Raw genomic sequence first — 23805 nt, forward strand, 5'->3', positions numbered from 1 at the left:
TGTTATACTTGTACTAATGGGAAGGAGCGAGCAAGATGAATAAAGGAATTCTAAATTATGATTTTGGCGTACAGGTTGATCTGTATTTACTTATTAAAAGCGCCACAAAAGGGATAGCGAGTAATGGAAAGCCATTCTTAACCCTTATTCTTCAAGATCAAAGCGGAGAGATAGAAGCAAAACTTTGGGACGCTAATGAAGAGGATGAAAAGAATTACATTGCACAAAAAATTGTTAAAATTATCGGGGATACTCATAACTATCGAGGTAAAAGCCAGCTGAAAATTCGCCAGATTCGAAGAACAGGACCTAGTGATACAGTAAAGTTGGAAGATTTTTTAGCTACGGCTCCATTAAGCCAAGAGGAAATGACAAGTAAACTGACACAATATATTTTTGACATGAAAAACCCAAATATCCAAAGAATTACCCGTCATCTATTGAAAAAGCACCAGCAGGCTTTTTTAGAATATCCAGCAGCTACGAAGAATCATCACGAGTTTGTATCAGGACTAGTCTATCATGTTGTAAGTATGCTTGATTTGGCGAAATCCATTGCAACACTATATCCTAGTCTCGATAAGGATTTACTTTATGCAGGCGTGATTTTGCATGATATGGGAAAGGTCGTGGAATTATCAGGACCCATTTCTACTGTTTATACAGTCGAAGGAAATTTACTTGGTCACATTACGATAATGGTAAATGAAATCGGCAAAGCCGCTGAGGAGCTAGGAATAGTTGGTGAGGAAGTTTTAATTCTTCAGCACCTTGTTTTAAGCCACCATGGAAAAGCGGAGTGGGGAAGTCCTAAGCCGCCGTTAATTAAGGAAGCTGAAATTCTTCATTATATTGATAATCTTGACGCAAAAATGAACATGCTCGATCGTGCCTTAGAAAGAGTGAAACCTGGAGAATTTACAGAAAGAGTATATGCCTTAGATAACCGCTCTTTTTATAAGCCAATCTTTCATAAATAAAATAACCCAATTGGGTTATTTTTTTTGAGCACACAGAATATTTATTTATTACTCGAATATGTTGTATAAAAAGTGGACAACCACTAACGAAGGGAGCAATAATAAATGACTATTCCTATTTGGGTATATGCAGTCGTGGTTGGTATTGTAATAAGTGCGTTGATGGCAATCAAAACAGGCAGAGAAGAACGTTTGTTAGAAATGGAGAATATCGAAAAAGAGGGAGAAATTTATTTAACCCGTCTAGAACAAGAAAAGGAAAGACGTGAAGGAGATAGAGCCACTGCGGAATAAAAAAAGAAGGGACTCGATTAATCAGAGTTCCTTCTTTTTGCTAAATTATTGTGCTGGTACAGCAGCTTGTGGATCAAGAGCGTTTTCTAAGTCTTTATCACTTATTTTCACTTTTGCATCCTTAATTTCTTTTTGCATGATTTCGTTAATCTTTTCGGTGGTTAATTTTGAAGATTTTAATTCTTTTTCCATTTGTTCTTTCATTTCTTCATAGGATTTCTTCTCTTTTTTGTCCGTTAATTGAATAACATGATATCCAAATGAAGTTTTAACAGGTGCACTGATTTCATCCTTTTTAAGGGCATATGCTGCCTCTTCAAAAACAGGATCCATTGCTCCCGGACCAAACCATCCTAAGTCTCCGCCAGCTGCTTTAGCCGCCTCATCCGTAGAATATGTATTGCTTACATCTTCAAATTTCTCTCCAGCATCAAGCTTTTGTTTCACTTCTAGTGCTGTCTTTTCATCCGCAACTAGAATATGACGAGCCTTAATTTCAGGCTTATAGTTATCGTAGTATTCCTTTACTTCTTTATCAGTTACTTTGATTGACTTCATAGCAGCTTTTTCTTGCATCATGCCAAGTTTCATCGTTTCTTTAAAGTCTTCTTCATCCGCATAGCCGTATTGTGCTAGTGCAGCTTCAAAGTTTTCTCCAAGCTGTTCTTTTAATTCAGCAACCTTGGCATCTAATTCTTTGTCGGTTACTTCGTATTTCTCGGAAAGGACTTTTTCATAGACAAGCTGTTGTAATGCTTGTGCCCCCACCTTTTCCTTCATTGCTTCATAAAGCTCTTCCTGTGTAACATCTCCAGCACTGCTTTCTGCCACAGTAGAACCACTTTGATTACATGCGCTTAAGGCAATAACCCCGCCAGCTAATGTAAGGGCTAACATCCATTTTTTCATGAGGAACCTCTCCTAAACAGTAAATTCTTGTGGGTTTTTGTCCACAAACTATACTATAACATAAATGGTAACCACTGCAAAAATATTTCCTGTGTTGTTTACAGAATTTTGGGCATATACCTATCGCGATTTCGGAATTTGTACATACGATACAATGTAAGAAAAAAGAATACTATTCAACTGCCCAGTGACTAAGCAGAAATTTCTCAATGGATGATTACCCATTATGAAAAAGGTGGACTTTTTCATAAGAAAATAAGGTAAGAGTCTAGTCGAAATGAATACAGCTTGAATAGTATATCGTAGAAAATCATAAAGGAGGTATTACGATGAGTGGTGGACACGGATACGGAGCAGGATTTGCATTGATTGTAGTCCTATTCATTCTATTGATTATTGTTGGAGCATCTTGGTTTTAATAAAGGGTAACACCTGATGCAGACAACAGCTTTACCATTTAAGAAAGGGGAGAATTGTGTGTCTGGTACTGGATTCCACGGTGGAGGATTTGCGTTAATCGTTGTTCTTTTCATCCTGTTAATAATTATTGGGGCTTCTTGGCTATAACCTGAAGACAAAATAAAAAGCGATGAGAAAATTTCTCATCGCTTCTATTTTTCTGTTACAATATAAAACTGAATGAATTAAGCCTATGTATACAGTATTTCTACATAGGATGAAATCAGTAATATCGTGACAAGTACATTTATTGTGCGAAATACTTTGTGCTGACGTTCCTCTGGAATATCCTTTTGAATACAAAGGGAATTGGTCATTTTGTTTACATAATATAAAATAAAAATGGCCAAGACAATAAAAGTGGGGATCATCAACGATTCCCTCCCTGATGTTCATTTATGTTAATACATTATCAAAAATTTACAAAAAAAGATAGTTAAAAGGATTGGTAGAAAAGTAGGAAATAAATTGAAATAGCTGCCTATAAAGTTTACCACTGGTGTTTACCAAGGAACAAAACCATTTAAGAAAAAGGTTTACCTCTGACCTAATAAGGTAAATAATGAATATAAGAAATGTATAGAATGTTCGGAGGTCGAAGTGTATGGATAAGTTTGTCGAATTACAATCTAGAGTGAATCTTCTTGAATACCATCAAAGGTTGCTTTTAAAAATGTTATCTGCCCCAAATCTCGAATTCTATAGATTGGTCATTGAAAATGGAATATCAGAACAGGAAGTACAAGCCTTCAATAAACTTTGTGAGGAAATGAACAAAAAAATGGAAGAACAAAAAGCGGAAGGGTTTATTAATTTTCATCCGCTTTTCAATGAGTTTCAATATTCGTTGCCAGCAAAATTTGACGCGAAGGAAGTCATTCAAACTTGTTTAAATCAACGACTTTTCGAACATCTTTTTAGAGAGTTCCATAAATGCCTTTAAACATTAAAGTAGTTCTTTTTCAGTTTTTTCGGACTTCCTGAGTTTACCAGCATCTTCGTTAAATTCTGTTTCGATGTTATGGAAAGAACGCTCAAAGATCTCCATAAAATCATCACCATAGATATTGCGTACAATGGCCATCATTTCAATAATATCGGGAAACTTCCCATATAGGTCTCTTAACGGTAAAGCTCCAGCAAATGCAGCATTGCCGGTTGGCTGATAGGATTCCATTATACGAAGAAAAATCTCTTCACCTTCAGGGGTGAGTTGAATATACGTATTCCTTTTATCGTTCTCTTTCTTTGAAAATTGAAGCAATCCTCTTTCTTCTAACTTTTTTGAAAAATTAAACGCTGTTGAGACATGCATGACCCCAAACTTCGCCACATCGGAAATGGAAGCCCCATTTAAATGGTATGCAATCCAAAGGATATGATGTTCATTAATATTTAAATCAAAAGGCTTTATCCATTGCTGCCAATCTTTCTCAATTGATTTCCACAAGGCTTTGCTTAACTGTGCAATACGTTGGCTAAATAGCATTGCTTCTTTCATTGAATACTGTTTCTCCGACATCCCCAATTTCACCTACTTTTTTATTTCTCTATTAACATTATGCCAATAAAATAAAAATTAATAAAGTGTAAATTCACAAAATTTTTAGAAATTACGTATTTTTCTACTTGAAAATTTTATTTTTATAAAATCTATAACAATTATTTCTCTTTTTATTTCGTTTTTCCTCCTAATAATTTCAACCTTTTGAATATTCTACATAGAGATGGTCACTAAAACATATGAATGAAAGTATCAACTCTTGGGTCTTCAATAGGGGGTAGGATATGAAAAGCGTAAGTACGATTCTTTTTTTACTAAGTGTATTGCTCTTTGTTGGTGCTATTTGGAATACGTTAGCCTTAAAAAGACCAGGGTTTTACCCACCTAAGCAAGTCTTAAAGAAAAGAGCTTCAGCATTAGCAGGAGGTGGAGGTGTTTTTTTGATAGTGGCTATTATACTATCAAGTTTTTAATTAATTATTGTCAGGATTTATAGAAAGAAAAGAACCTTTCTTAGGTTCTTTTCTCTCTGTATTATTTGGAAATGATAATAGATGATGACGACTTCGTTCTTTTGGCAACTGAAAGTGCAACTGGATACAAAATAACCATAATAATTGTATTCAGGGCAATTGCAGGTAAGACACCTGCAGCAAAAAGTGCAGCGAAAGAACTTGGCAGGCCAACAATGAAATGGGCTGCTCCTAAAAAGACAGAGCCTGAAACCAATGTCCCAATAGCAGTTAAAACTGCAACACTTATGATAGAATTACGGTATTGCTTTAATGCCAAAAATAAACCAAAAAAGACCAATGCTGTAATGGGCTTATCAATGATATTTGGAATCTGGCCTCCTGGAAAACCAGTAGTTAGTGCAGATAATGCTCCGGTCACAATGGACAACAGCATAACACTCTTAATATCTGGAATCAGAATAATTCCTAAAAACATCATTGCAAGCATCATATCTGGTTTAATGGTAAGAAAGGCTGGCATAACCGTGTGCAAGACTACCCCAATTCCCGCCAAAAGTGATAGGACTACTAGATTCTTTGTATTCATTTCTCATCTCTCCTCTGCTGAACTCAGCTATTTGTTCCTCCTGTAGTGCGCTAATGCCTACAGCGAAAAACTTTATATCATTATAGCACAGGTATATAAAAATAATAAAGATATAATTTTCAGATAATTTATTCTTTCTTTTAGAAATGCTTACTGATATTTGCCGCCATCTCTTTTAGCATTTGTGGAGTATAATCGCTTGTATTTGATTTCCAAACGGCTCCAAATCCATCTCCTTGACCGTAGCGTGGAATTAAATGCACGTGGAAATGAAATACCGTTTGACCCGCTTGTTCACCATTGTTATTAACTAAGTTTAAGCCGAGTGGCTTATATTCTTCTTTTAATGCATTTGCAATCGCTGGAACAGATTCGAAAAGGTTTTTAGCGATGTCGGGAGTTAGTTCAAACAAATTTTCCTTATGTACTTTAGGAATGACCAGTGTATGTCCTTTTGTTACCTGACTGATATCCAGAAAGGCCAAAACATGATCATTTTCAAATACTTTTGCCGCTGGAATTTCACCATTAACTATTTTACAAAAAATGCAATCACTCATTTTATAGACAACCCCTTTATTGGTTTTGATATCCGTATTTTACCATATGTATCAGCAATAAAAAAAGAAAGAGACAGGATCCGCATGGAATCCTGTCCTCTCGAAGGGGCATTGCTTCATTTTATACGTTCATTCAGGAATTACGTTTGATAAACACCTCATTTGACAATTTAGTGTTTTTTATAAACAGTAATCATTGTTCAAGCTGACCATCCCCTATGTGTTTTTATAGTTTTCCCAACTTATAAAAACGGATGATAATCTGCAGTAAACACCTCATTTATTTTTTTGATAAATAGCTGGTGTTATTTGAACTCTAAATGGTTACAAGGCAACTTGTGCAAAACAACCATCCCCTTATTTGAAACGTTTAGAAGCTACTTGTTTGAAAAGTTAAATGTCTTTGACAGACACCTCATTTCAAATTTTTGATGAATCACTTCATCGAGTAGTAGGTGTTTCCCCTTCGAATATTATGATAACCCGTTTGAGTTGAAATATACAAAAAAAATATCAAAAATTTGAATTCCTATTTTTATTAACTGCGATTTGGTAAAATGTAAGGAAATCATGATATAGGAAGGACGGAAATCATGTCTTTATTATCAATTGAAGGCCTAACTGGCGGTTATACAAGAAACCCAGTTCTAAAAGATGTATCCTTTGAAGTAAAAGAAAAAGAATTGGTTGGATTAATTGGACTAAATGGTGCTGGTAAAAGTACAACGATTAAACATATTATTGGGTTAATGGAACCGCATAGCGGAAAAGTGAAAATAAATGGACGTACAATAACCGAAGATAAAGAAGCTTATCGAAAAATGTTTACTTTTGTTCCAGAAACGCCTGTTTTATACGAAGAACTCACCCTCGAGGAACATTTAAGATTAACGGCAATGGCATATGGATTAGATGAGACTACATATAAAACAAGAATTGAGAAATTATTAGCTGAATTTCGAATGGAAAAAAGACTGAAATGGTTTCCAGCTCATTTTTCCAAAGGAATGAAACAAAAAGTGATGATTATGTGTGCCTTTTTGGTGCAGCCATCTCTTTATATCGTGGATGAGCCATTTGTTGGTCTTGACCCGCTAGGGATTCAATCATTGCTTGATCTAATGAAAAAAATGAAGGAAAACGGTGCAGGTATACTAATGTCAACCCATATTCTTACCACTGCCGAAAAATACTGTGACTCATTTATCATTCTGCATGAAGGAAAAGTTCGTGCCAAAGGGACACTTGTTGATCTCAGAAAGGAATTTTCAATGCCCACAGCTTCATTAGATGATTTATATATCCAATTAACAAAGGAAGAAAAATATGTTTGATGAGAAAAAGCTGTGGAAAGAAAGATCTGTCCAACGTTTAAAAGAATTTGGGGTTTATCTTCGTTATATATTAAATGGTCATCTGGTTGTTGTCCTGCTATTTCTAATTGGTACGGCTGCCTTTTATTATCAAGAGTGGATAAGTTATTTATCAACTGAGTTTCCTGCGGAGATTATTATTGCTTTTATTATAGGGCTTTTTTTAACACATAGCCCTGTATATACTTTTTTACTTGAAGCTGATCAGGTATTTTTGATACCACTTGAAACTAGGTTAAAGGGATATTTCTTGCGCTCTGGGTTAATAAGTTTAGTTTTTCAAGGATATATCTTATTAATGGTGTTAGCCATTTTGATGCCAATGTATGCACACGTGAGTTCAAATGGTTTTCAATCATTTTTTATTTTTTTATTGGTACTGTTAATAATAAAAGCATGGAATCTTGCCGTTAATTGGAGAATTCACTATTATGTTCAGCCCTCGGTTTATATGTGGGACATGTTCGTCCGTTATTTCATTAATGTAATCTTTACCTTTTTATTATTTAGCAGCGCCAATATACTTTTCTTACTGATATTTGCCTTCATTTTGGCATTTTACTATCATTCCTTCTATGTTAGAACGAAAAGAATGGGGTTGAAGTGGGATTTACTTATTGCTCAAGAAGAGAAGCGAATGGCTTCCTTTTATCGACTAGCTAATTTATTCACAGATGTACCGAAATTAAAGGATACTGTTAAGAGAAGAAAATGGCTGGACGTATTTATTCAATCCATTTCTTTTTTACAGAATAAAACCTATCATTACTTATTTGCACGAACATTTATGAGAGCATCTGATTATCTAGGTCTATTTATTCGTCTAACCGTAATTGGCGCTTTAGCACTGTACTTTATTTCCTTTGGGTGGGGGCAAATAGTTCTGTCACTCTTGTTTATATATTTAACTGGATTTCAACTGCTGCCCTTATGGAATCATCACCAAAACAAGCTTTGGATTGAATTATATCCTGTTTCAAAAAAGCACAAAATGGCTGCATTCCAATCTATTCTAAAAACTATTCTCTATATTCAATCTACCGTTTTTACCTTGATTGTTTTGATAAAAGGGGAATGGGTCTATTCGTTAGCAGTTCTACTCTCAGGATTATTGTTTAGTTTTTTATTTGTAAATGTTTATAGTAAGAAAAGACTAAAAGCATGAATGGATTCGGAAACTATCTAATATTCTTTTGCTGAGGGGAGTGAGGGTATGAATGAATATGAGTTAAAGGTATACGGTGAAGTGGTTGAATGGAAAAGAAAATTAACAAGACGTTCAGGGATGATGAATCGAATATCCAAAAAGGCTCAAGGGAAAATTAATGAAATGATCCCAGAAAAGGTCCACGAGGTCATGACAGAAAGCATAAAGGGAATGGTCAAAACCACCTTATTTGGGTCCCAACTCACGACTAACAAAAATCAAGCTGCAGGTCTTACCCTAGAAGAACGTGATGAATTAATGAGAAAAAAGTGTGCTGTATTTCAGAAAACTGCTCTCATAGAGGGGGCAGGGACGGGCGCAGGGGGAATACTGCTGGGTCTAGCCGATTTTCCATTACTGCTTTCCATAAAAATGAAATTTCTTTTTGAAGCAGCTGCTATTTACGGATTTAACACAAAGGAATTTGAAGAACGGCTATTTTTACTGCATATCTTCCAGCTTGCTTTCTCAAGTGATGATATTCGCCGAGAAACCTTGTCTGACATTGAAAACTGGGAAGAGAGAAAGCAGACACTGGTGGAAATGGATTGGCGCAAATTTCAACAGGAATATAGGGATTATATTGACCTTGTTAAGATGTTCCAGTTAGTGCCGGGCATTGGTGCATTTGTGGGTGCATATGCCAATAACAACTTGTTGAAACAATTAGGTGAGACGGCTATGAACGTTTATCGATTAAGAATTCTAAAAAAAGCCCCTGAACTTTAATCACGTTCAGGGGCTTTTGCATTAATCTTCTTGGTGTATTTTAATTGCTGCAGTACCTAGTGTTTTTGCAGCTATTAACATCGCATTCTCATCGATATCAAATTTCGGATGGTGATGAGGGTAGCCTGGTGCGGCACCAGGAGGTTTAGCACCTGTGAAAAAGAAGGTGCCTGGTATCTTCTTTAAGTAATAAGCAAAATCCTCTCCACCCATTTGCGGTTCAGATTCTTCGATGGTAAGAACTTCAGGAACTTCCTTAGCTGCTGAAATAAGAAAATCTGTTTCTTTTGTATGGTTGACTACTGCTGGATAACCTCTTTCGTACAAAAATTTATAGGTGCTGTCTGATAAGAAACAAGTTCCTTTAATAGTTCTCTCCATTTCTTCTTCAATGTATTGACGAACATCATCATTAAAGGTTCGGACGGTCCCAACAAGCTTTGCTTTATCTGCTATTACGTTAAACGCATTTTCAGACATAAATGTTCCTACTGTAACAACCGCGGACTCAACTGGATTCACCTTCCGGCTTACAATTTGTTGTAAATTTAAAACTAGCTGTGAAGCGGTGACAATGGCATCCTTTGTCTTATGAGGCTGTGCTCCATGTCCGCCTTTGCCCTGAATATCAATTTCAAAACGATCAGCTGCCGCCATAATCGGACCTGTTCGATATTGGATGGTGCCGGTTGGCTCACTTGCCCATAAATGAGTTCCAAATATAACATCAACACCTTCTAAGCAGCCATCTTCAATCATTGTAATGGCTCCGCCTGGTGCAAATTCCTCGGCATGCTGATGGATAAAGACATAATTACCTTCCAGCTCATCTTTCAATTCATCTAGTACCTTCGCGAGTACAAGAAGCGTGGCTGTATGTCCATCATGGCCGCAGGCATGCATGACCCCCGGAACTAATGATTTATAAGGAACTTCCTTTTCATCATGGATAGGGAGCGCATCGAAATCCGCTCTTAATGCTACCGTTTTACCAGGCTTTTTGCCGTATATTTTCGCAACAACCCCGTTACCACCAACATTTCCTTTTACTTCTATTCCAAGCTTTTCATAAAATGTCTTGATAAACTGTGCAGTATTATATTCTTGAAAGGACAATTCAGGATGCTGGTGCATAAACCTGCGAATGGCTACCATTTCATCATAGTAACCTTCTAATTTAGAAAACAATTGATTAATCATTAAAATTCCCCCCCAACAACATAGTAGTAGTAGTTACAAACTATTTTAACACTTTTACACTATTATATAGATTTTTAAGTTTGTTTTCTTTATAATTTTATAGAGTTTTGACAGAGAGAAAGGATAATGTACACGATGAAAAAAGGAAATAGTTATACATACTTACTTTTAGGTTTTGCTATTCTCATAGCAATCTATACTTCTATTAAAGTAGCTGCTAAACAAACCTTTTGGTTGGATGATAAACTTGCGGACATATTTGCCTATGTACCCGACGCTCTAAACCCTTTTTTTCTTTTGCTAACTGAATTGGGAGATAAGAAGGGCATTGGTATAGTCGCGTTGATTGTTTTAGTGTGGTTATTATTGATAAAACGGCACTTCTTGGGAGCAGCCGCTATTGCCTTATCAACAGCACTGGGAAATGAAGTGAATAAGCTATTAAAAGACTGGATTGCACGTCCAAGGCCAGAACTCGAACATTTGGCACATGTTGATAGTTTAAGTTTTCCTAGTGGACATGCGATGGTTGGATTGACGTTTTACTTTTTTATTGCCTATCTCGTTATAGAAGGGATGAATTCAGCGTTAGCGAAAAGAATCGTCATGACTGTAACTGTATTGTTACTATTGCTGATTGGTGCAAGCCGTGTCATTCTTCAAGTCCATTACCCTACTGATGTTATTGGCGGCTTTGCATTTGGCTATATTTGGGTGTTGGCATCTATATTTATTTACAGCTTCTTTAAAAAGAAATTAAGAAAGTAACAAAAAAAGAGGCTATTGCCTCTTTTTTATATTAGAAACATTGCCACGATCGTTGTGACAACAAGACCGATTACGACTGGAAGTAAATTTCGCCTTGCTAACTCAAATGGGTCAACGTTACAAATAGCGGCAGCAGGGATTAATGCCCAAGGGACCAAAGTTCCGCCCCCAACCCAGATGGCTGCAATTTGACCAAGTGCAGTTAGAGTGGCGACACCTTTACCGATTGCAACCGCAAACAAGCCGGCGACAGACCCTGCGAGGGAGATTCCTGAAAATCCAGAGCCGTCTAAACCTGTAATCGCTCCTACGGTGGTTAGCGTCACTGCTCCGACCACTTTACTTAATGGAACGATATTGGCTAACGCAATACCAAGATCATTCACGATACCTTGAGACCCATCTGGTAAAAAGTCACCGATAATCTTTCCAAAACCGGCATCACCTAAATAGAAGAAGGCTGCGATTGGGATAACTGGGCCAAAGACCTTAAACCCGAAGGTAAATCCTTCAATTAAATAGGTTGTTGTTTTCTCAAGACCCTTATTTTTATGGCTGACCATGGTGATTAGGAGAAGGATGAAAATCGATGTCCCACCAACTAATGCTGTTGCGTCACCGCCAGTCAGGTCAAGGATAAACATAGCTGCAACGTCAATGACGAATAATATCGGAACAAGAATGGCAAAGAATCGTTTTTGGCCAATAGTAAGGAGATTTTTCTCGGCTGCGGTTTCTTCATTTGTCTCCATAGGTACATATGGAGTTGGCTTTAATACTCCGTTTTTCATATCTCTCCTTAGGAAATAGAAGGCAGCAATCGTTGTTACAATCCCCATTACAAATACTAAGGGTATACTAGCACTGATGACATCACCGATTGGAATTCCAGCAGCATCTGAAGTTAATTTCGGGGCAGCCTGTATGACAAAGTCACCTGATAAAGCTATACCGTGTCCAAACAAGTTCATTGCCATCGCAACACCCAAGGCTGGAAGTCCCGCCCGTAAGGCAACCGGAAGAAGCACTGCTCCTAGAAGGGCAACTGCTGGGGATGGCCAGAAGAACCAGGAAATGACCATCATTAAGATACCAATGGTCCAATATGCGAGTGCAGGGTTACGGATTAATTTTGTAAAAGGTGAAATCATTACATCGTTTATCCCGGTAGAAGTTAAAGTTTTGCTCATAGCCACAATGATGGAAATGACTAGGATGGTTGATAACAGCTCTGTAATCGCATATATAAAACTGTTGAAAATACTGCTAACTGAACTGCTTAATGATCCCGTTGCCGTAATCGCAATCAGGAATATCCCGACGATACAGATAAGCGTGGTATCTCTTCGCTTGACCATAAATCCGATAATAAGAGCAATAAAGACAACATATATCCAATGGAGAGCTGAAAGCTCAATAAGCATAAAATGACCCCCTTTCACCTTCATCAAAAGGACAAATATAGGTATTCGCCCGCAGATGTATTACAGAATATGAATCTGCATTAAAGTGGTGAAAGGGTTTTGAATAAATATTAAACGTAAAAACGACTTTTTTTTGACACTTTTCATCGTAAGCTATACACAAATAGGATTAATCGATATAGTGAGAACTGTGTTATGTACACTATGAAGTTTTTAATTTTATGCTACATATATTAGAATATAATTAGACATGTCTTTCGAAAGGTGGATTTATTTAGATGACGAAGCAAATCAATGAAACATTTTTAAAAGCAGCAAGAGGGGAACAAACAGACCATGTACCTGTTTGGTTTATGCGTCAGGCAGGACGTTCGCAGCCAGAATATAGAGAGATTAAAGAAAAATACTCTTTGTTTGAAATTACTCACCAGCCTGAACTGTGTGCGTATGTTACCCGTCTTCCAGTTGAGCAGTACAATGTTGACGCGGCTATTTTATATAAAGATATCATGACTCCGCTTCCAGCGATTGGAATGCAGGTGGAAATAAAGTCTGGGATTGGACCTGTTATTGATAACCCAATCACATCATTAGCAGATGTTGAAAAACTTGGTGAAATTTATCCTGAGCAGGACGTACCATATGTTTTAGATACGATTAAATTATTAACTCAAGAACAATTGTCTGTTCCGTTAATTGGATTTTCTGGGGCTCCTTTTACACTTGCAAGTTACATGATCGAAGGCGGACCTTCTAAAAACTATAATAAGACAAAAGCTTTTATGTACTCTGAGCCTAAAGCATGGTTTGCTTTAATGGAAAAACTTGCTGATATGATTATTACATATGTGAAATCACAAATTAAGGCTGGAGCTAAAGCGATTCAAATCTTTGATTCTTGGGTTGGTGCCTTGAATGTTGAGGACTACCGCTACTTTATTAAGCCGGTCATGAATAGAATTTTCACAGAACTGAAAGAAGAGAATGCTCCACTTATTATGTTTGGCGTAGGTGCGAGCCATCTTGCTTTAGAGTGGAATGACCTTCCGCTTGATGTCGTTGGATTAGACTGGCGTTTGCCGATTCAACAAGCTAGAGAATTAGGAATTCAAAAAACCGTTCAAGGTAATCTTGACCCAGCAATCCTGTTAGCACCTTGGGAAGTGATTGAAGAAAGAGCTAAAGTCATTCTAGATCAAGGCATGGCTCAGGGAGGCTATATCTTTAATCTTGGCCATGGCGTATTCCCGTCCGTTAACCCTGAAACGTTAAAAAGATTAACCTCATTTGTTCATGAGTATTCCGCAGCAAAACGCAGCAGATAAAACCGCTATTTGAGTGCTAATATTGGTAAGAAAGCTGTTTTTTTGGCACAATATAATATGCATGAAAAAAGAGGGCCCTAAACACTTAGCGGCCCTCTAAATCCGAATGAGGCCATTTTAAGGTCTTAAGATTTGGGATAGGGCAACGAGACTTAAAAACGAGGTGCGAATGATGACTAAAAAGAAAATGGGATTACTCGTAATGGCATACGGAACCCCATATCAATTAGATGACTTAGAACGATACTATACACATATACGGCATGGCAGAAAGCCCACTCCAGAAATGATTGAAGAGTTACGAAGCCGCTACGAAGCAATAGGCGGTATATCACCTCTTGCAAAGATTACAATAGAGCAGGCTGAAAAACTAGAAGAACATTTAAATCAGATCCAGGATGATATAGAGTTTAAAATGTACCTTGGCTTAAAGCATATAGAACCATTTATCGAAGATGCTGTTAAGGAAATGCATGCAGATGGGATTAACGAGGCTGTTAGTATTGTCTTAGCACCGCATTTTTCAACATTTAGTATTAAATCTTATAATAACAGAGCAAAGGAAGAAGCCGAAAAACTCGGTGGCATTAACATCACATCCATTGACAGCTGGTATGATGAACCTAAGTTTATTACCTACTGGGTAGAAAAGTTAAAAGGAATTTATGAGCAAATGCCTCAAGAAGAAAAAGATAACGCTATGATGATTGTCTCCGCTCATAGTCTTCCTGAGAAGATTTTGCAATTTGGAGACCCATATCCAAGTCAGCTTCAAGAAACAGCTGATTTAATTGCAAAGCAAGCTGGAATAAGTAAGTATGCGATTGGCTGGCAAAGTGCGGGAAATACACCAGATCCTTGGTTGGGACCAGATGTTCAGGATTTAACTCGGGACTTGGCGAAAGAACACCCATACAAAGCATTTGTTTATGCACCTGTCGGCTTTGTTTGTGAACATTTAGAAGTACTCTATGATAACGACTATGAATGCAAAATAGCAGCTGAGGAAGTTGGGGCGAGTTATTATCGTCCTGCAATGCCAAACGCACATGATGATCTAATTGATGCAATGTCTACTGTTATTTTAAAAAGATTAGCCAACTGATCAGAATCGTAAAAAGAAAGAAGGTCGATATCCGTGGCGGAAGAAAAACAGAAGGTAGCCATCATTGGGGGAGGAATTGCCGGGCTTACTGCAGCATACTACCTTCAAAAAATTATCAATGAAAAAAAGCTGCCTATCGAAATCAAACTTATTGAAGCATCTCACCGTCTCGGAGGTAAAATGCAAACCGTGATAAGGGACGGTTTTACCATTGAAAGAGGTCCTGATTCCTTCCTTGCTAGAAAAGTGAGCATGATTAGACTTGCAAAGGAAGTAGGAATGGAGGAACAATTAGTTTCTAATTCAACAGGGAAATCTTATGTCCTTGTTGATGACAAGCTTCATTCAATGCCTGGGGGTTCAATAATGGGAATCCCAACTGAAATAGGGCCTTTTATTACAACAGGGTTATTCTCGATTCCAGGGAAGGTCAGAGCAGCTGCAGATTTTATATTACCGAGATCACCAGGTAATAGGGACCAGTCTTTAGGAGAATTCTTTCGAAGAAGGTTAGGCGATGAGGTGGTTGAGAATCTAATTGAACCGTTATTATCAGGAATTTACGCCGGTGATATCGATCAAATGAGCTTAATGTCGACCTTCCCACAATTCTATGAGGTGGAACAAAAGCACCGGAGCCTCATTTTAGGGATGAAAAAGGTCTCACCTGCAAAACCGAAAACCCAAGAACCTGCCGAGAAGAATAAGGGTGTTTTTTTAACCTTTAAATCTGGCCTGCAGTCCTTTGCTGAGGCGATTGAAGCGAAGCTAGACCCTAATTCCATCCTGAAAGGGCATCGGGTTGATAAAATAACAAAGCCAAATAAGCAGTATGAGCTTTATCTAAATAACGGTGAAACATTAGCTGCTGATTGTGTTGTTGCAGCAACACCACATAAAATTACGCAATCGATGTTCTCAGACTATCATTTTTTTGATCCATTTAAGTCAGTCCCGTCCACATCTGTTGCCACGGTGGCCCTTGCATTTCCTGAAGAAGCCATAAAAAAGGATATTGATGGAACAGGATTTGTTGTTTCTAGGAATGGTGATTATTCTATTACTGCCTGTACTTGGACACATAAAAAGTGGGAACACTCTACTCCGAAGGGTAAAGTGCTGCTGCGCTGTTATGTAGGAAGAGCCGGGGACGAAACAATCGTTGAACTTTCTGATGATAGGATTATTAAGATTGTACTTGATGATTTAAGCAGGACAATGGAGATTGGAATGCAGCCTGATTTTGCCATCGTTTCACGCTGGAAAGATTCAATGCCGCAATACACTGTGGGTCATAAACAGCGCCTCGAGTCCATTAGAAACCATATTAAATCTGAACTGCCTGGAGTCTTTTTAGCCAGTGCATCCTTCGGCGGTGTCGGACTTCCTGATTGTATAGACCAGGGTGAGGAAGCTGTAAAAGGTGTATTAGAGTATCTTAACGTAAATCAATGAACCGGAAGCTGTTTTAATAATAGCTTCTTTTTTTATAAAAAGGAGGCACTTAGTTGAAGTTGACAATTATTGGTTTTTGGGGTGGATATCCGAAACAAAATGGTGCAAGTTCTGGATACTTACTTGAACATGAAGGTTTTAAACTATTAATGGATTGTGGCAGTGGTGTTCTTGCGAAAATGCAAAATATTGTTGAGCCTGAAGAGCTTGATGCGTTGTTAATCTCCCATTATCATCCAGATCATATTGCAGATATTGGTGTATTACAGCATGCCCGCTTAATTCAGGGCTTTTTAGGCAAGAGTTTTCCGACCCTGCCTATCTATGGACCTTCCTATGACCAAACAGAATTTGCAAAATTAACCTATAAAGAAATTACAAAGGGAATGGCCTATTCGCCTAATGAGGTTCTTACTGTCGGACCATTTCAGGTTTCCTTCTTAAAAACAGACCATCCAGTACCTTGCTATGCAATGAGAATAGAGGTGAATGGAAAATCAATCGTTTATACAGGTGACAGCTCCTTCAAAGAAGAATTTATTGAGTTTGGTAAAGATGCGGATTTATTATTATGTGAATGTAATTTCTATCAGCATCAAAATGGGAAGTCTGCAGGTCATATGAATAGCATGGATGCAGGGGGATTTGCAGCAAGAGCAGGAGTTAAACAATTAATTCTAACCCATCTTCCTCATTACGGAGATCTATCAAAGCTTATCAGTGAGGCAAGCTCTGAATATACTGGTATAATAAAACTTGCAGAAGAATTTCAAACCATTTCACTATAGGAAAGGGAAGGATAGTATGTTATTTATCGATAATAAAGGCATCACCGATCCACGTATAAATCTCGCCATTGAAGAGTATGCCTTGAAAAATCTTGATATCAATGAAACGTATTTATTATTTTACATAAATGAGCCGTCGATTATCATTGGGAAAAACCAGAATTCAATAGAAGAAATCAATACGGAGTATGTTGAAAGCAATGGGATACATGTGGTACGCAGATTGTCTGGCGGCGGAGCGGTATATCATGATCTTGGCAACCTAAATTATAGCTTTATTACAAAAGATGACGGAGACAGCTTTCACAATTTCCGCAAATTTACAGAACCGGTTATTGCAGCTCTTAAACAGATGGGGATAAATGCAGAATTAAGCGGCAGAAATGATATTTTAGCTGAAGGAAGGAAAATATCCGGGAATGCCCAATTCTCAACAAAGGGCCGAATGTTCACTCATGGAACGCTCCTTTTTAATTCGGAAATGGATCATATTGTCTCCGCTTTAAGGGTGAAAAAGGATAAAATTGAATCTAAGGGAATTAAATCAGTCCGCAGCAGAGTGGCTAATATTTCAGAATTTTTGACAGAGAAAATATCTGTTGAAGAGTTTCGTTCTGCCTTGTTGAAGTTTATTTTTCAAGGCGAAGAAGTAACGGAGTATGTGCTTACGGAAGAGGATTGGGAGAAAATTCACCAGCTTTCTAAGGAACGCTATCAAAATTGGGACTGGAACTATGGGAAATCGCCAAAGTTTAATCTCCAGCATTCCCACCGGTTCCCTGTGGGGCAAATTGATGTTCGATTAGATGTGGATAAAGGTATTATTGAAAACTGTAAAATATATGGTGACTTTTTTGGCGTTGGCGATGTAAGTGAGATTGAGAATAAACTGAAGCATGTTCGCTACGAAAAGGTAGAATTAGAAGCAGCACTTAACGATATTGACACATCCTATTATTTTGGAAATATTTCAAAAGAAGAATTCATCAACTTAATTTATTAAAGCAGAAAACACGGTGAGAATAAATCACCGTGTTTTCTTGCCTATTTTAGTGTTAATTGAATAACGTTTACTGTTCTTCTGTACAAATTATTTGAAATGTTGTGTATGGTCATAAACAAATCTATATATCCTTCATAACATATAGGGCATTAATCTTTTTCAGGGGAAATCGGAGTGAGGAGAATGAAAACAATCATTTTTATCGGATTAAATAAATCCGGGTCCAGCAGAGATGCTGTAAAAGCTGCAATGGATTTAGGATATTATACAGTTGTTTTTACTGATCAGGAAAAACAAATCGAGCAAAGAAGTGAATATCAGGAAGTTCATCAACTCACTCTTGTGAATCCCATTAATAGGGAAGAATTAATAGAACCAATAAGTTTATTGCAGGAGAGTGGAAATGAAATTGTCTTAATCACTAGTTTTGTAGATAGCTATGTTCGAATCGCTTCTGCACTCGCTGATAAATTTTGTGATAACCTTTTATCAACGGAGGCCATTGCGATTATGGAAAATAAGGAAAATACAAGAAATTTCTTCTCGAACCAATCCTTTACACCTAGATTTAAAGTAATTTCGCAGGGTATTCAGCTGCCATTTATGCTTTCCCATCGTAAAATAAAATTTCCAGTCGTAGTAAAGTGTGCTTCATCGACTGGATCAAAAGATGTTCTATTTGCATCAAACATGAGAAAATTAGAGAACTGTGTGGTCAGACTGCAAACGAAAAACCCTAATGAAACCATTCTTATTGAAGAATATATAGAAGGCGATCAATACTTAGTGGAGGTCCTAGTTTCCGAGGGGCAAATCCTAATAGGCGCTATAATAAAGCAGGAAATAACAAAGGGGAGACGATTTATTGTTACCGGGTACGGTGTATTGGCAGAAGTACCTTCGTATTTAGAAGAAAGTTTACGGGATGTGATTGATACCATTGTTTCATCCTTAAATCTTAAAACAGGTGCCTTTCATTTAGAGTTAAGATTAACGGACGAAGGCTGGAAACTTATTGAAATTAATCCGAGAATTTCTGGCGGAGCGATGAACAAGATGATCCAAACAGCTTTTGGTTATAGCTTAGTAGAAGAAACGCTAAAAATGTTAGTTGGAGAATCCCCATCACTAGACAAGCGCACAAATTATTTCGTTTATACTCAACACCTAATTCTTGAATCCAGCGGCATTTTAGAAAAGGTCACAGGTAAGGGAAGGGCAGCGGATACACCTGGAGTGGAAGAAGTATATGTAAAGCCAAAAATAGGAACCTACCTCACTCCGCCATTATCTATGGGGCACCGTTATGCATATGTTATTGCAAAAGGAACTACGATGGAAGAAGCCCAAATTATAGCGAAGCAAGCAGCCAATGAAATTACCTTTCACTTAAAACAAGAATAAAAAGGAACTCCATAATCAGTATGGGGTTCTTTTTTAGTGGAAGTGGGAAAGGAATGAAATCTCTAAAATTTTATGCTTGTATACTTAAATTTCTTTAAATATAATATATTTAGAAAATTATTATTATTAGGTGAATGAGTATTCATTCACAAAAGGAGGGAAATTATGAATATATCATCAAAACTTCAAGAAACTGCTAGAGAGTCAGCCAGCAAAACTGCTTATTATTTTATGGGACAAGGTACTACATACGCTGAATTGGATGGAGCGATTACAAAGTTTGCTTCTGGCTTAGAAAAATTAGGAGTAAAGCAAGGGGACCATATTGCTTTATTACTGGGAAACACACCGCATTTTGTTATTGGTTTATACGGGGCATTACGGTTAGGGGCTACAGTGATTCCTGTTAATCCTATATACACAGCAGATGAGATTGGATATATATTAAATAACGGTGATGTAAAGCTTGTAGTCGCGCTGGATATGGCCATCCCTCTAGCTGAAAAAGTACATGCCTTCTTGCCTAAGGTAGAGAATTTTGTATTCTGTGAAACTAGTGAAAATGGAATGGCTAAGCATAATATTGAATCACTTACCCTTTACCCTAAAATGAAATCGTTTACAAAAGTGGTTGCGTCAGGTGACCTCTCCTTTAAAGGACCTGAGCTGCTGGATGATGACACCGCCATTATTCTTTATACCTCTGGAACCACAGGGAAACCAAAAGGTGCAATGCTAACGCACAAAAATTTATACAGCAATGCCAGTGATGTCGGCGATTATTTAAAGATGAATGAACAAGACCGCGTCATCACGACTCTTCCTATGTTCCATGTATTCTGCTTAACGGTAGCTTTAAATGCACCATTGTTGAGTGGTGCAACCATCTTGATCGCACCAAGATTTAGTCCTAAGGAAATTTTTGATTTGGCAAGAGAGTATGAAGCAACTGTTTTTGCTGGAGTACCAACCATGTATAATTTCCTTTATCAATATCCAGAGGCTAATCCAGATGATTTCAAATCATTAAGGTTATGTATTTCTGGAGGTGCCTCCTTACCTGTTGCGCTGCTTACTAATTTTGAAAAGAAATTTAATGTCACGGTATCAGAGGGGTATGGTTTGTCGGAGGCTTCACCGGTTACCTGTTTTAATCCGCTAGATCGCCCGCGAAAGGCTGGTTCTATTGGAACGTCTATTCTTCATGTTGAAAACAAAATAGTTAATGAACTTGGGGAGGAACTTCCTGTTGGAGAAGTTGGTGAATTAATTGTTTCTGGTCCGAATGTCATGAAAGGCTATTATAAAATGCCGGAAGAATCTGCTGCAGCCATCCGTGAAGGCTGGCTATATACAGGGGACTTGGCAAGAATGGATGAAGAGGGCTATTTCTATATCGTTGATAGAAAGAAAGATTTGATAATAGTAGGCGGGTATAATGTTTATCCTCGTGAGGTCGAAGAAGTCCTTTATAACCATCCAGATGTAGTAGAAGTGGCCGTACTCGGGGAACCAGATTCGGATCTCGGTGAATCAGTAAAATGCTTTGTAGTAAGGAAAAATCCAAATACAACCGAAGAGTATTTACTTGAGTATTGTAGAAAACACTTAGCGAAGTATAAAGTTCCTTCTTCGATTGAGTTCTTAGAAGAACTTCCAAAAAACACAACCGGGAAAATTTTGCGAAGGGCACTAAAAACTCAAATTACTCAGACCGTATAAAGACATGATAGATATAAGGAAAATAACATGGCTGAATCCTGGCCATGTTTTTTTATTTCATTCTTTCTGAAAATTTGATAAAATTTATTTTTGAACTATGCAGAGAGAAGGGATAATAAAGTGTCTGAGTTTGCTATCGGAAAGGAATCATCTGAATTTAAAAAGGGTCTGCATGCAGGGATAAGCATTGGGATTGGATATTTTCCGATTGCATTGACGTTTGGCCTCCTTGCTAAAACAACTGGACTATCTATATATGAATCTGTGTTAATGAGTATGATAGTGTTTGCAGGCGCTTCACAGTATATTTCATTAAGCTTGATTGCCTATGGGACGGGGATACTTGAAATTGTTTTAACAACCTTTATCGTAAACATTCGCCATTTTCTAATGTCGACAACTTTAAATGAAAAATGTGAAGATGACCATCTTGGGAATAAAATGGTTTATTCATTTGGAATTACCGATGAGACATTTTCAGTCGTGGCTACCAAAGAAGGAACAGCTTCGACTGGATTCATGTTTGGGGTAAATTTATTGGCGTATTCAAGCTGGGTTATATTTACTGGGGTTGGTCATTTGATAGGGGCAAGTCTTCCTCAAACGTTACAAGAAAGTATGGGAATTGCCCTCTATGCGATGTTTGTGGGTCTCTTGGTACCATCTTTGAAAAAAAGTGGTAAGGTGTTATTTCTAGCTGCACTTGCCGCAATCTTTAATTCAATTTTTACGCTTGGCGGCATGATGGCACAAGGATGGTCAATTGTGACTTCAACGATTCTGTCTGCTGTTTTGATGGAGTTGATTGAGATGGTGAAGGCAAAGCATGGGGGTGTTAACGATGAAAAGTGAAATACTTTGGATGATTATTGGGATGGGTTTAGTTACATATATACCAAGGATGCTTCCATTTGTATTGTTTAAAGGTAAGGAGCTTCCTCCCTTTATCCAAGGTGTGCTAAAAAACGTCCCATATGCAACATTGGGAGCATTAATTTTCCCAGCAATCCTTTTGCTGCAAAAGGATGATATCTGGTATGGAATAGCAGGTGCTGCCGCCGCATTTGCTGCTGCTTTCTTAGGGGCAAATGTCATTATTGTGGTATTAGGTTCAATCACAGTCCTTGCCCTATATTCTTATTTTCTATAAGTCGGTAAATCCGGCTTTTTTTGTTCTAAAAATTATCTTTATAACTAAACTATGTATAGAGAGGTTGTACAAAAAGGAGGGACAACACATTAAATGGTTAGAAAAATGGGTTTTTATGCAGTCTTGGCCTATGTATTATATGGGGTATTTTTCTACTGGTATTTATTTCACTTCGCAGACACAAGCCTGCCTTTTGAATATCAAGGAACAAAAGCAGACCCAGCAACTTTTTTAAATGGCAGAGAGTTAATGTTGAGTGAAGAGTATTCGAGAATAAGGAATTTGTTATTCTTTCTTTCAACACCTTTTGAATGGCTTTTCTATTTTTTTATATTATTATTTGGATTTTCGAAGGCGTTTAAAAAATGGGCAGAGAGTTCGTCTAAGTACAAGCTTCTTCAAACGGCTATTTACCTTATATGGCTTTCGTTTTTTGCTTTTGTGGCGACATTCCCTTTAAGCTATATTAGTTATTCCTTATCAAAAACGTATAACATCTCAACTCAAAGCTTTGCGTTATGGATGAAGGAGGAACTAATCGACTTTTGGATCAATTACGGAACGTTACTGATCATTGTTCCGGTATTATATTGGCTGATGAAAAAAAGTGCTAAACGCTGGTGGCTCTATGCTTGGGCTTTATCGATACCTTTTACACTGTTCATGATGTTTTTACAGCCTGTTGTTATCGATCCGTTATATAATGATTTTTATCCTTTAAAAAATAAAGAATTAGAAACAAAGATATTAGAATTAGCAGACAAGGCTCAAATTCCAGCAGAACATGTCTTTGAAGTGAATATGTCTGCCGAAACCAATTCATTAAATGCCTATGTAACCGGTATTGGTGCAAATGCAAGAATCGTACTATGGGACACAACCTTAAATAAATTATCGGATGACCAAATTTTATTTATCATGGCACATGAAATCTGTCACTATGTTGAAAATCATATTTATATTGGAATAGCCTTGTATTTACTGTTATCACTGTTAGGTTTATATCTGACCTATCGAATTATGAATTGGGTGATTGTACGTTTTGGGAAAGAACTAAAAATCCCAGATCCAAGAGATATTCGATCCTTACCACTTTTTTTCATGATTCTTTCGATGTTACTGTTTACGACCAGTCCTTTTTCAAATTTAATTTCTCGGTATGAGGAAACACGGGCTGATAGATATGCAATAAATATGACTGGGAACCCTGAGGCTGCAATAACTTCTTTCCAGGAATTAACCCGCTCAGGCTTAAGTCAGGTCAATCCGCCATTATTGGTGAAGATTTTCCGTTACAGTCATCCTACTATGCTTGAACGAATTTCTATGCTGGAAGAATATGAAGTAAAACTGAAGAATAAATAACCAAAAAAAGGAATGGGAC

General features: G+C 37.4%; 27 protein-coding genes. 20 read left to right on the top strand and 7 right to left on the bottom strand.

Going from position 1 to position 23805, the window contains the following annotated elements; genetic code table 11:
• Nucleotides 1-35: 35 nt before the first annotated feature.
• Together yhaM and MLOOGBEN_RS10710 are read left to right on the top strand one after the other, a co-directional pair.
• Nucleotides 36-980: a 3'-5' exoribonuclease YhaM gene (yhaM, locus tag MLOOGBEN_RS10705; protein ID WP_179158251.1), complete on the top strand. Its 945-nt coding sequence runs from the start codon at nt 36-38 to the stop codon at nt 978-980.
• 105 nt (nt 981-1085) lie between these two features.
• Nucleotides 1086-1274: a sporulation YhaL family protein gene (locus MLOOGBEN_RS10710; RefSeq protein ID WP_179158252.1), complete on the top strand. Its 189-nt coding sequence runs from the start codon at nt 1086-1088 to the stop codon at nt 1272-1274.
• Between the two features lie 45 nt (nt 1275-1319).
• Here the strand turns inward: MLOOGBEN_RS10710 and MLOOGBEN_RS10715 are convergent, their stop codons facing one another.
• Complete coding sequence (locus MLOOGBEN_RS10715) at nt 1320-2183, bottom strand: peptidylprolyl isomerase (protein WP_179158253.1); 864 nt, start codon at nt 2181-2183, stop codon at nt 1320-1322.
• 329 nt (nt 2184-2512) lie between these two features.
• Between MLOOGBEN_RS10715 and MLOOGBEN_RS10720 the strand changes: the two genes are divergently transcribed.
• Nucleotides 2513-2602, top strand: a complete 90-nt coding sequence (locus tag MLOOGBEN_RS10720; protein ID WP_179158254.1) for a YjcZ family sporulation protein — start codon at nt 2513-2515, stop codon at nt 2600-2602.
• A gap of 16 nt (nt 2603-2618) precedes the next feature.
• A complete protein-coding gene (locus tag MLOOGBEN_RS10725) occupies nt 2619-2750 on the top strand; it encodes a YjcZ family sporulation protein (protein ID WP_218781143.1) in 132 nt (43 codons plus the stop codon).
• An 83-nt stretch (nt 2751-2833) separates the two neighbouring features.
• On the opposite strand, the gene MLOOGBEN_RS10730 is transcribed toward MLOOGBEN_RS10725, so the two are convergent.
• Nucleotides 2834-3013, bottom strand: coding sequence for a hypothetical protein (locus MLOOGBEN_RS10730; RefSeq protein WP_179158255.1), 180 nt, complete (start codon nt 3011-3013; stop codon nt 2834-2836).
• A gap of 233 nt (nt 3014-3246) precedes the next feature.
• Between MLOOGBEN_RS10730 and MLOOGBEN_RS10735 the strand changes: the two genes are divergently transcribed.
• Nucleotides 3247-3585 (top strand): DUF1878 family protein, encoded by a 339-nt coding sequence (locus tag MLOOGBEN_RS10735; RefSeq protein ID WP_179158256.1) that lies wholly within the window; start codon nt 3247-3249, stop codon nt 3583-3585.
• A gap of 3 nt (nt 3586-3588) precedes the next feature.
• Here MLOOGBEN_RS10735 and MLOOGBEN_RS10740 read toward each other — a convergent pair whose 3' ends face one another.
• Nucleotides 3589-4164, bottom strand: a complete 576-nt coding sequence (locus tag MLOOGBEN_RS10740; RefSeq protein ID WP_179158257.1) for an HTH-type transcriptional regulator Hpr — start codon at nt 4162-4164, stop codon at nt 3589-3591.
• Between the two features lie 266 nt (nt 4165-4430).
• On the opposite strand from MLOOGBEN_RS10740, the gene yhzF reads away from it, so the two are divergent.
• Nucleotides 4431-4619, top strand: coding sequence for a membrane protein YhzF (gene yhzF, locus MLOOGBEN_RS10745; RefSeq protein ID WP_179158258.1), 189 nt, complete (start codon nt 4431-4433; stop codon nt 4617-4619).
• A 61-nt stretch (nt 4620-4680) separates the two neighbouring features.
• On the opposite strand, the gene MLOOGBEN_RS10750 is transcribed toward yhzF, so the two are convergent.
• Nucleotides 4681-5208 (bottom strand): tryptophan transporter, encoded by a 528-nt coding sequence (locus MLOOGBEN_RS10750; protein WP_179158259.1) that lies wholly within the window; start codon nt 5206-5208, stop codon nt 4681-4683.
• Between the two features lie 140 nt (nt 5209-5348).
• Nucleotides 5349-5768 carry an HIT family protein gene (locus MLOOGBEN_RS10755; RefSeq protein WP_179158260.1) on the bottom strand — a complete coding sequence of 140 codons (420 nt, stop codon included), beginning with the start codon at nt 5766-5768 and terminating at the stop codon, nt 5349-5351.
• A gap of 593 nt (nt 5769-6361) precedes the next feature.
• Between MLOOGBEN_RS10755 and MLOOGBEN_RS10760 the strand changes: the two genes are divergently transcribed.
• The 3 genes from MLOOGBEN_RS10760 to MLOOGBEN_RS10770 are packed head-to-tail and all read left to right on the top strand — an operon-like array spanning nt 6362 to nt 9077.
• Nucleotides 6362-7102, top strand: coding sequence for an ABC transporter ATP-binding protein (locus tag MLOOGBEN_RS10760; protein WP_179158261.1), 741 nt, complete (start codon nt 6362-6364; stop codon nt 7100-7102).
• Nucleotides 7095-8306, top strand: coding sequence for an ABC transporter permease (locus MLOOGBEN_RS10765; RefSeq protein WP_179158262.1), 1212 nt, complete (start codon nt 7095-7097; stop codon nt 8304-8306). The genes MLOOGBEN_RS10760 and MLOOGBEN_RS10765 overlap by 8 nt, the downstream gene beginning before the upstream one ends.
• A gap of 48 nt (nt 8307-8354) precedes the next feature.
• The gene (locus MLOOGBEN_RS10770) at nt 8355-9077 is read left to right on the top strand and encodes an EcsC family protein (protein ID WP_179158263.1); all 723 of its coding nucleotides are present in this window, start codon (nt 8355-8357) and stop codon (nt 9075-9077) included.
• Nucleotides 9078-9098: 21 nt separating this feature from the next.
• On the opposite strand, the gene MLOOGBEN_RS10775 is transcribed toward MLOOGBEN_RS10770, so the two are convergent.
• Nucleotides 9099-10277 carry a M20 family metallopeptidase gene (locus tag MLOOGBEN_RS10775; protein ID WP_179158264.1) on the bottom strand — a complete coding sequence of 393 codons (1179 nt, stop codon included), beginning with the start codon at nt 10275-10277 and terminating at the stop codon, nt 9099-9101.
• A gap of 135 nt (nt 10278-10412) precedes the next feature.
• Here MLOOGBEN_RS10775 and MLOOGBEN_RS10780 point away from each other — a divergent pair, with 135 nt between their 5' ends.
• Nucleotides 10413-11045: a phosphatase PAP2 family protein gene (locus tag MLOOGBEN_RS10780; protein WP_179158265.1), complete on the top strand. Its 633-nt coding sequence runs from the start codon at nt 10413-10415 to the stop codon at nt 11043-11045.
• A 26-nt stretch (nt 11046-11071) separates the two neighbouring features.
• Here the strand turns inward: MLOOGBEN_RS10780 and MLOOGBEN_RS10785 are convergent, their stop codons facing one another.
• A complete protein-coding gene (locus MLOOGBEN_RS10785) occupies nt 11072-12469 on the bottom strand; it encodes a hypothetical protein (RefSeq protein WP_179158266.1) in 1398 nt (465 codons plus the stop codon).
• Nucleotides 12470-12747: 278 nt separating this feature from the next.
• Here MLOOGBEN_RS10785 and hemE point away from each other — a divergent pair, with 278 nt between their 5' ends.
• The 10 genes from hemE (at nt 12748) to MLOOGBEN_RS10835 (ending at nt 23786) form a co-directional block, all read left to right on the top strand.
• Nucleotides 12748-13794 carry a uroporphyrinogen decarboxylase gene (gene hemE / locus MLOOGBEN_RS10790; RefSeq protein WP_179158267.1) on the top strand — a complete coding sequence of 349 codons (1047 nt, stop codon included), beginning with the start codon at nt 12748-12750 and terminating at the stop codon, nt 13792-13794.
• A 172-nt stretch (nt 13795-13966) separates the two neighbouring features.
• Nucleotides 13967-14899 carry a ferrochelatase gene (hemH, locus tag MLOOGBEN_RS10795; protein ID WP_179158268.1) on the top strand — a complete coding sequence of 311 codons (933 nt, stop codon included), beginning with the start codon at nt 13967-13969 and terminating at the stop codon, nt 14897-14899.
• Nucleotides 14900-14932: 33 nt separating this feature from the next.
• The gene (hemY, locus tag MLOOGBEN_RS10800) at nt 14933-16354 is read left to right on the top strand and encodes a protoporphyrinogen oxidase (RefSeq protein ID WP_179158269.1); all 1422 of its coding nucleotides are present in this window, start codon (nt 14933-14935) and stop codon (nt 16352-16354) included.
• A 53-nt stretch (nt 16355-16407) separates the two neighbouring features.
• Nucleotides 16408-17142 (top strand): MBL fold metallo-hydrolase, encoded by a 735-nt coding sequence (locus MLOOGBEN_RS10805; RefSeq protein ID WP_179158270.1) that lies wholly within the window; start codon nt 16408-16410, stop codon nt 17140-17142.
• A gap of 16 nt (nt 17143-17158) precedes the next feature.
• Entirely contained in the window at nt 17159-18145 is a 987-nt protein-coding gene (lplA, locus tag MLOOGBEN_RS10810; RefSeq protein ID WP_179158271.1) for a lipoate--protein ligase, read from the top strand.
• A gap of 183 nt (nt 18146-18328) precedes the next feature.
• On the top strand, nt 18329-19549 hold the full coding sequence (locus tag MLOOGBEN_RS10815; protein WP_179158272.1) for an ATP-grasp domain-containing protein: 1221 nt from the start codon (nt 18329-18331) through the stop codon (nt 19547-19549).
• A gap of 165 nt (nt 19550-19714) precedes the next feature.
• Complete coding sequence (locus MLOOGBEN_RS10820) at nt 19715-21271, top strand: fatty acid--CoA ligase family protein (RefSeq protein WP_179158273.1); 1557 nt, start codon at nt 19715-19717, stop codon at nt 21269-21271.
• Nucleotides 21272-21391: 120 nt separating this feature from the next.
• Nucleotides 21392-22123 carry an AzlC family ABC transporter permease gene (locus MLOOGBEN_RS10825; protein ID WP_179158274.1) on the top strand — a complete coding sequence of 244 codons (732 nt, stop codon included), beginning with the start codon at nt 21392-21394 and terminating at the stop codon, nt 22121-22123.
• Nucleotides 22113-22421 (top strand): AzlD domain-containing protein, encoded by a 309-nt coding sequence (locus tag MLOOGBEN_RS10830; RefSeq protein ID WP_179158275.1) that lies wholly within the window; start codon nt 22113-22115, stop codon nt 22419-22421. The genes MLOOGBEN_RS10825 and MLOOGBEN_RS10830 overlap by 11 nt, the downstream gene beginning before the upstream one ends.
• 93 nt (nt 22422-22514) lie before the next feature.
• Nucleotides 22515-23786, top strand: coding sequence for a M48 family metallopeptidase (locus MLOOGBEN_RS10835; RefSeq protein ID WP_179158276.1), 1272 nt, complete (start codon nt 22515-22517; stop codon nt 23784-23786).
• Nucleotides 23787-23805 lie beyond the last annotated feature (19 nt).

This window comes from Bacillus sp. EB106-08-02-XG196 (assembly GCF_013396335.1).
In the GTDB taxonomy this organism is placed as follows: Bacteria; Bacillota; Bacilli; order Bacillales; family Cytobacillaceae; genus Neobacillus.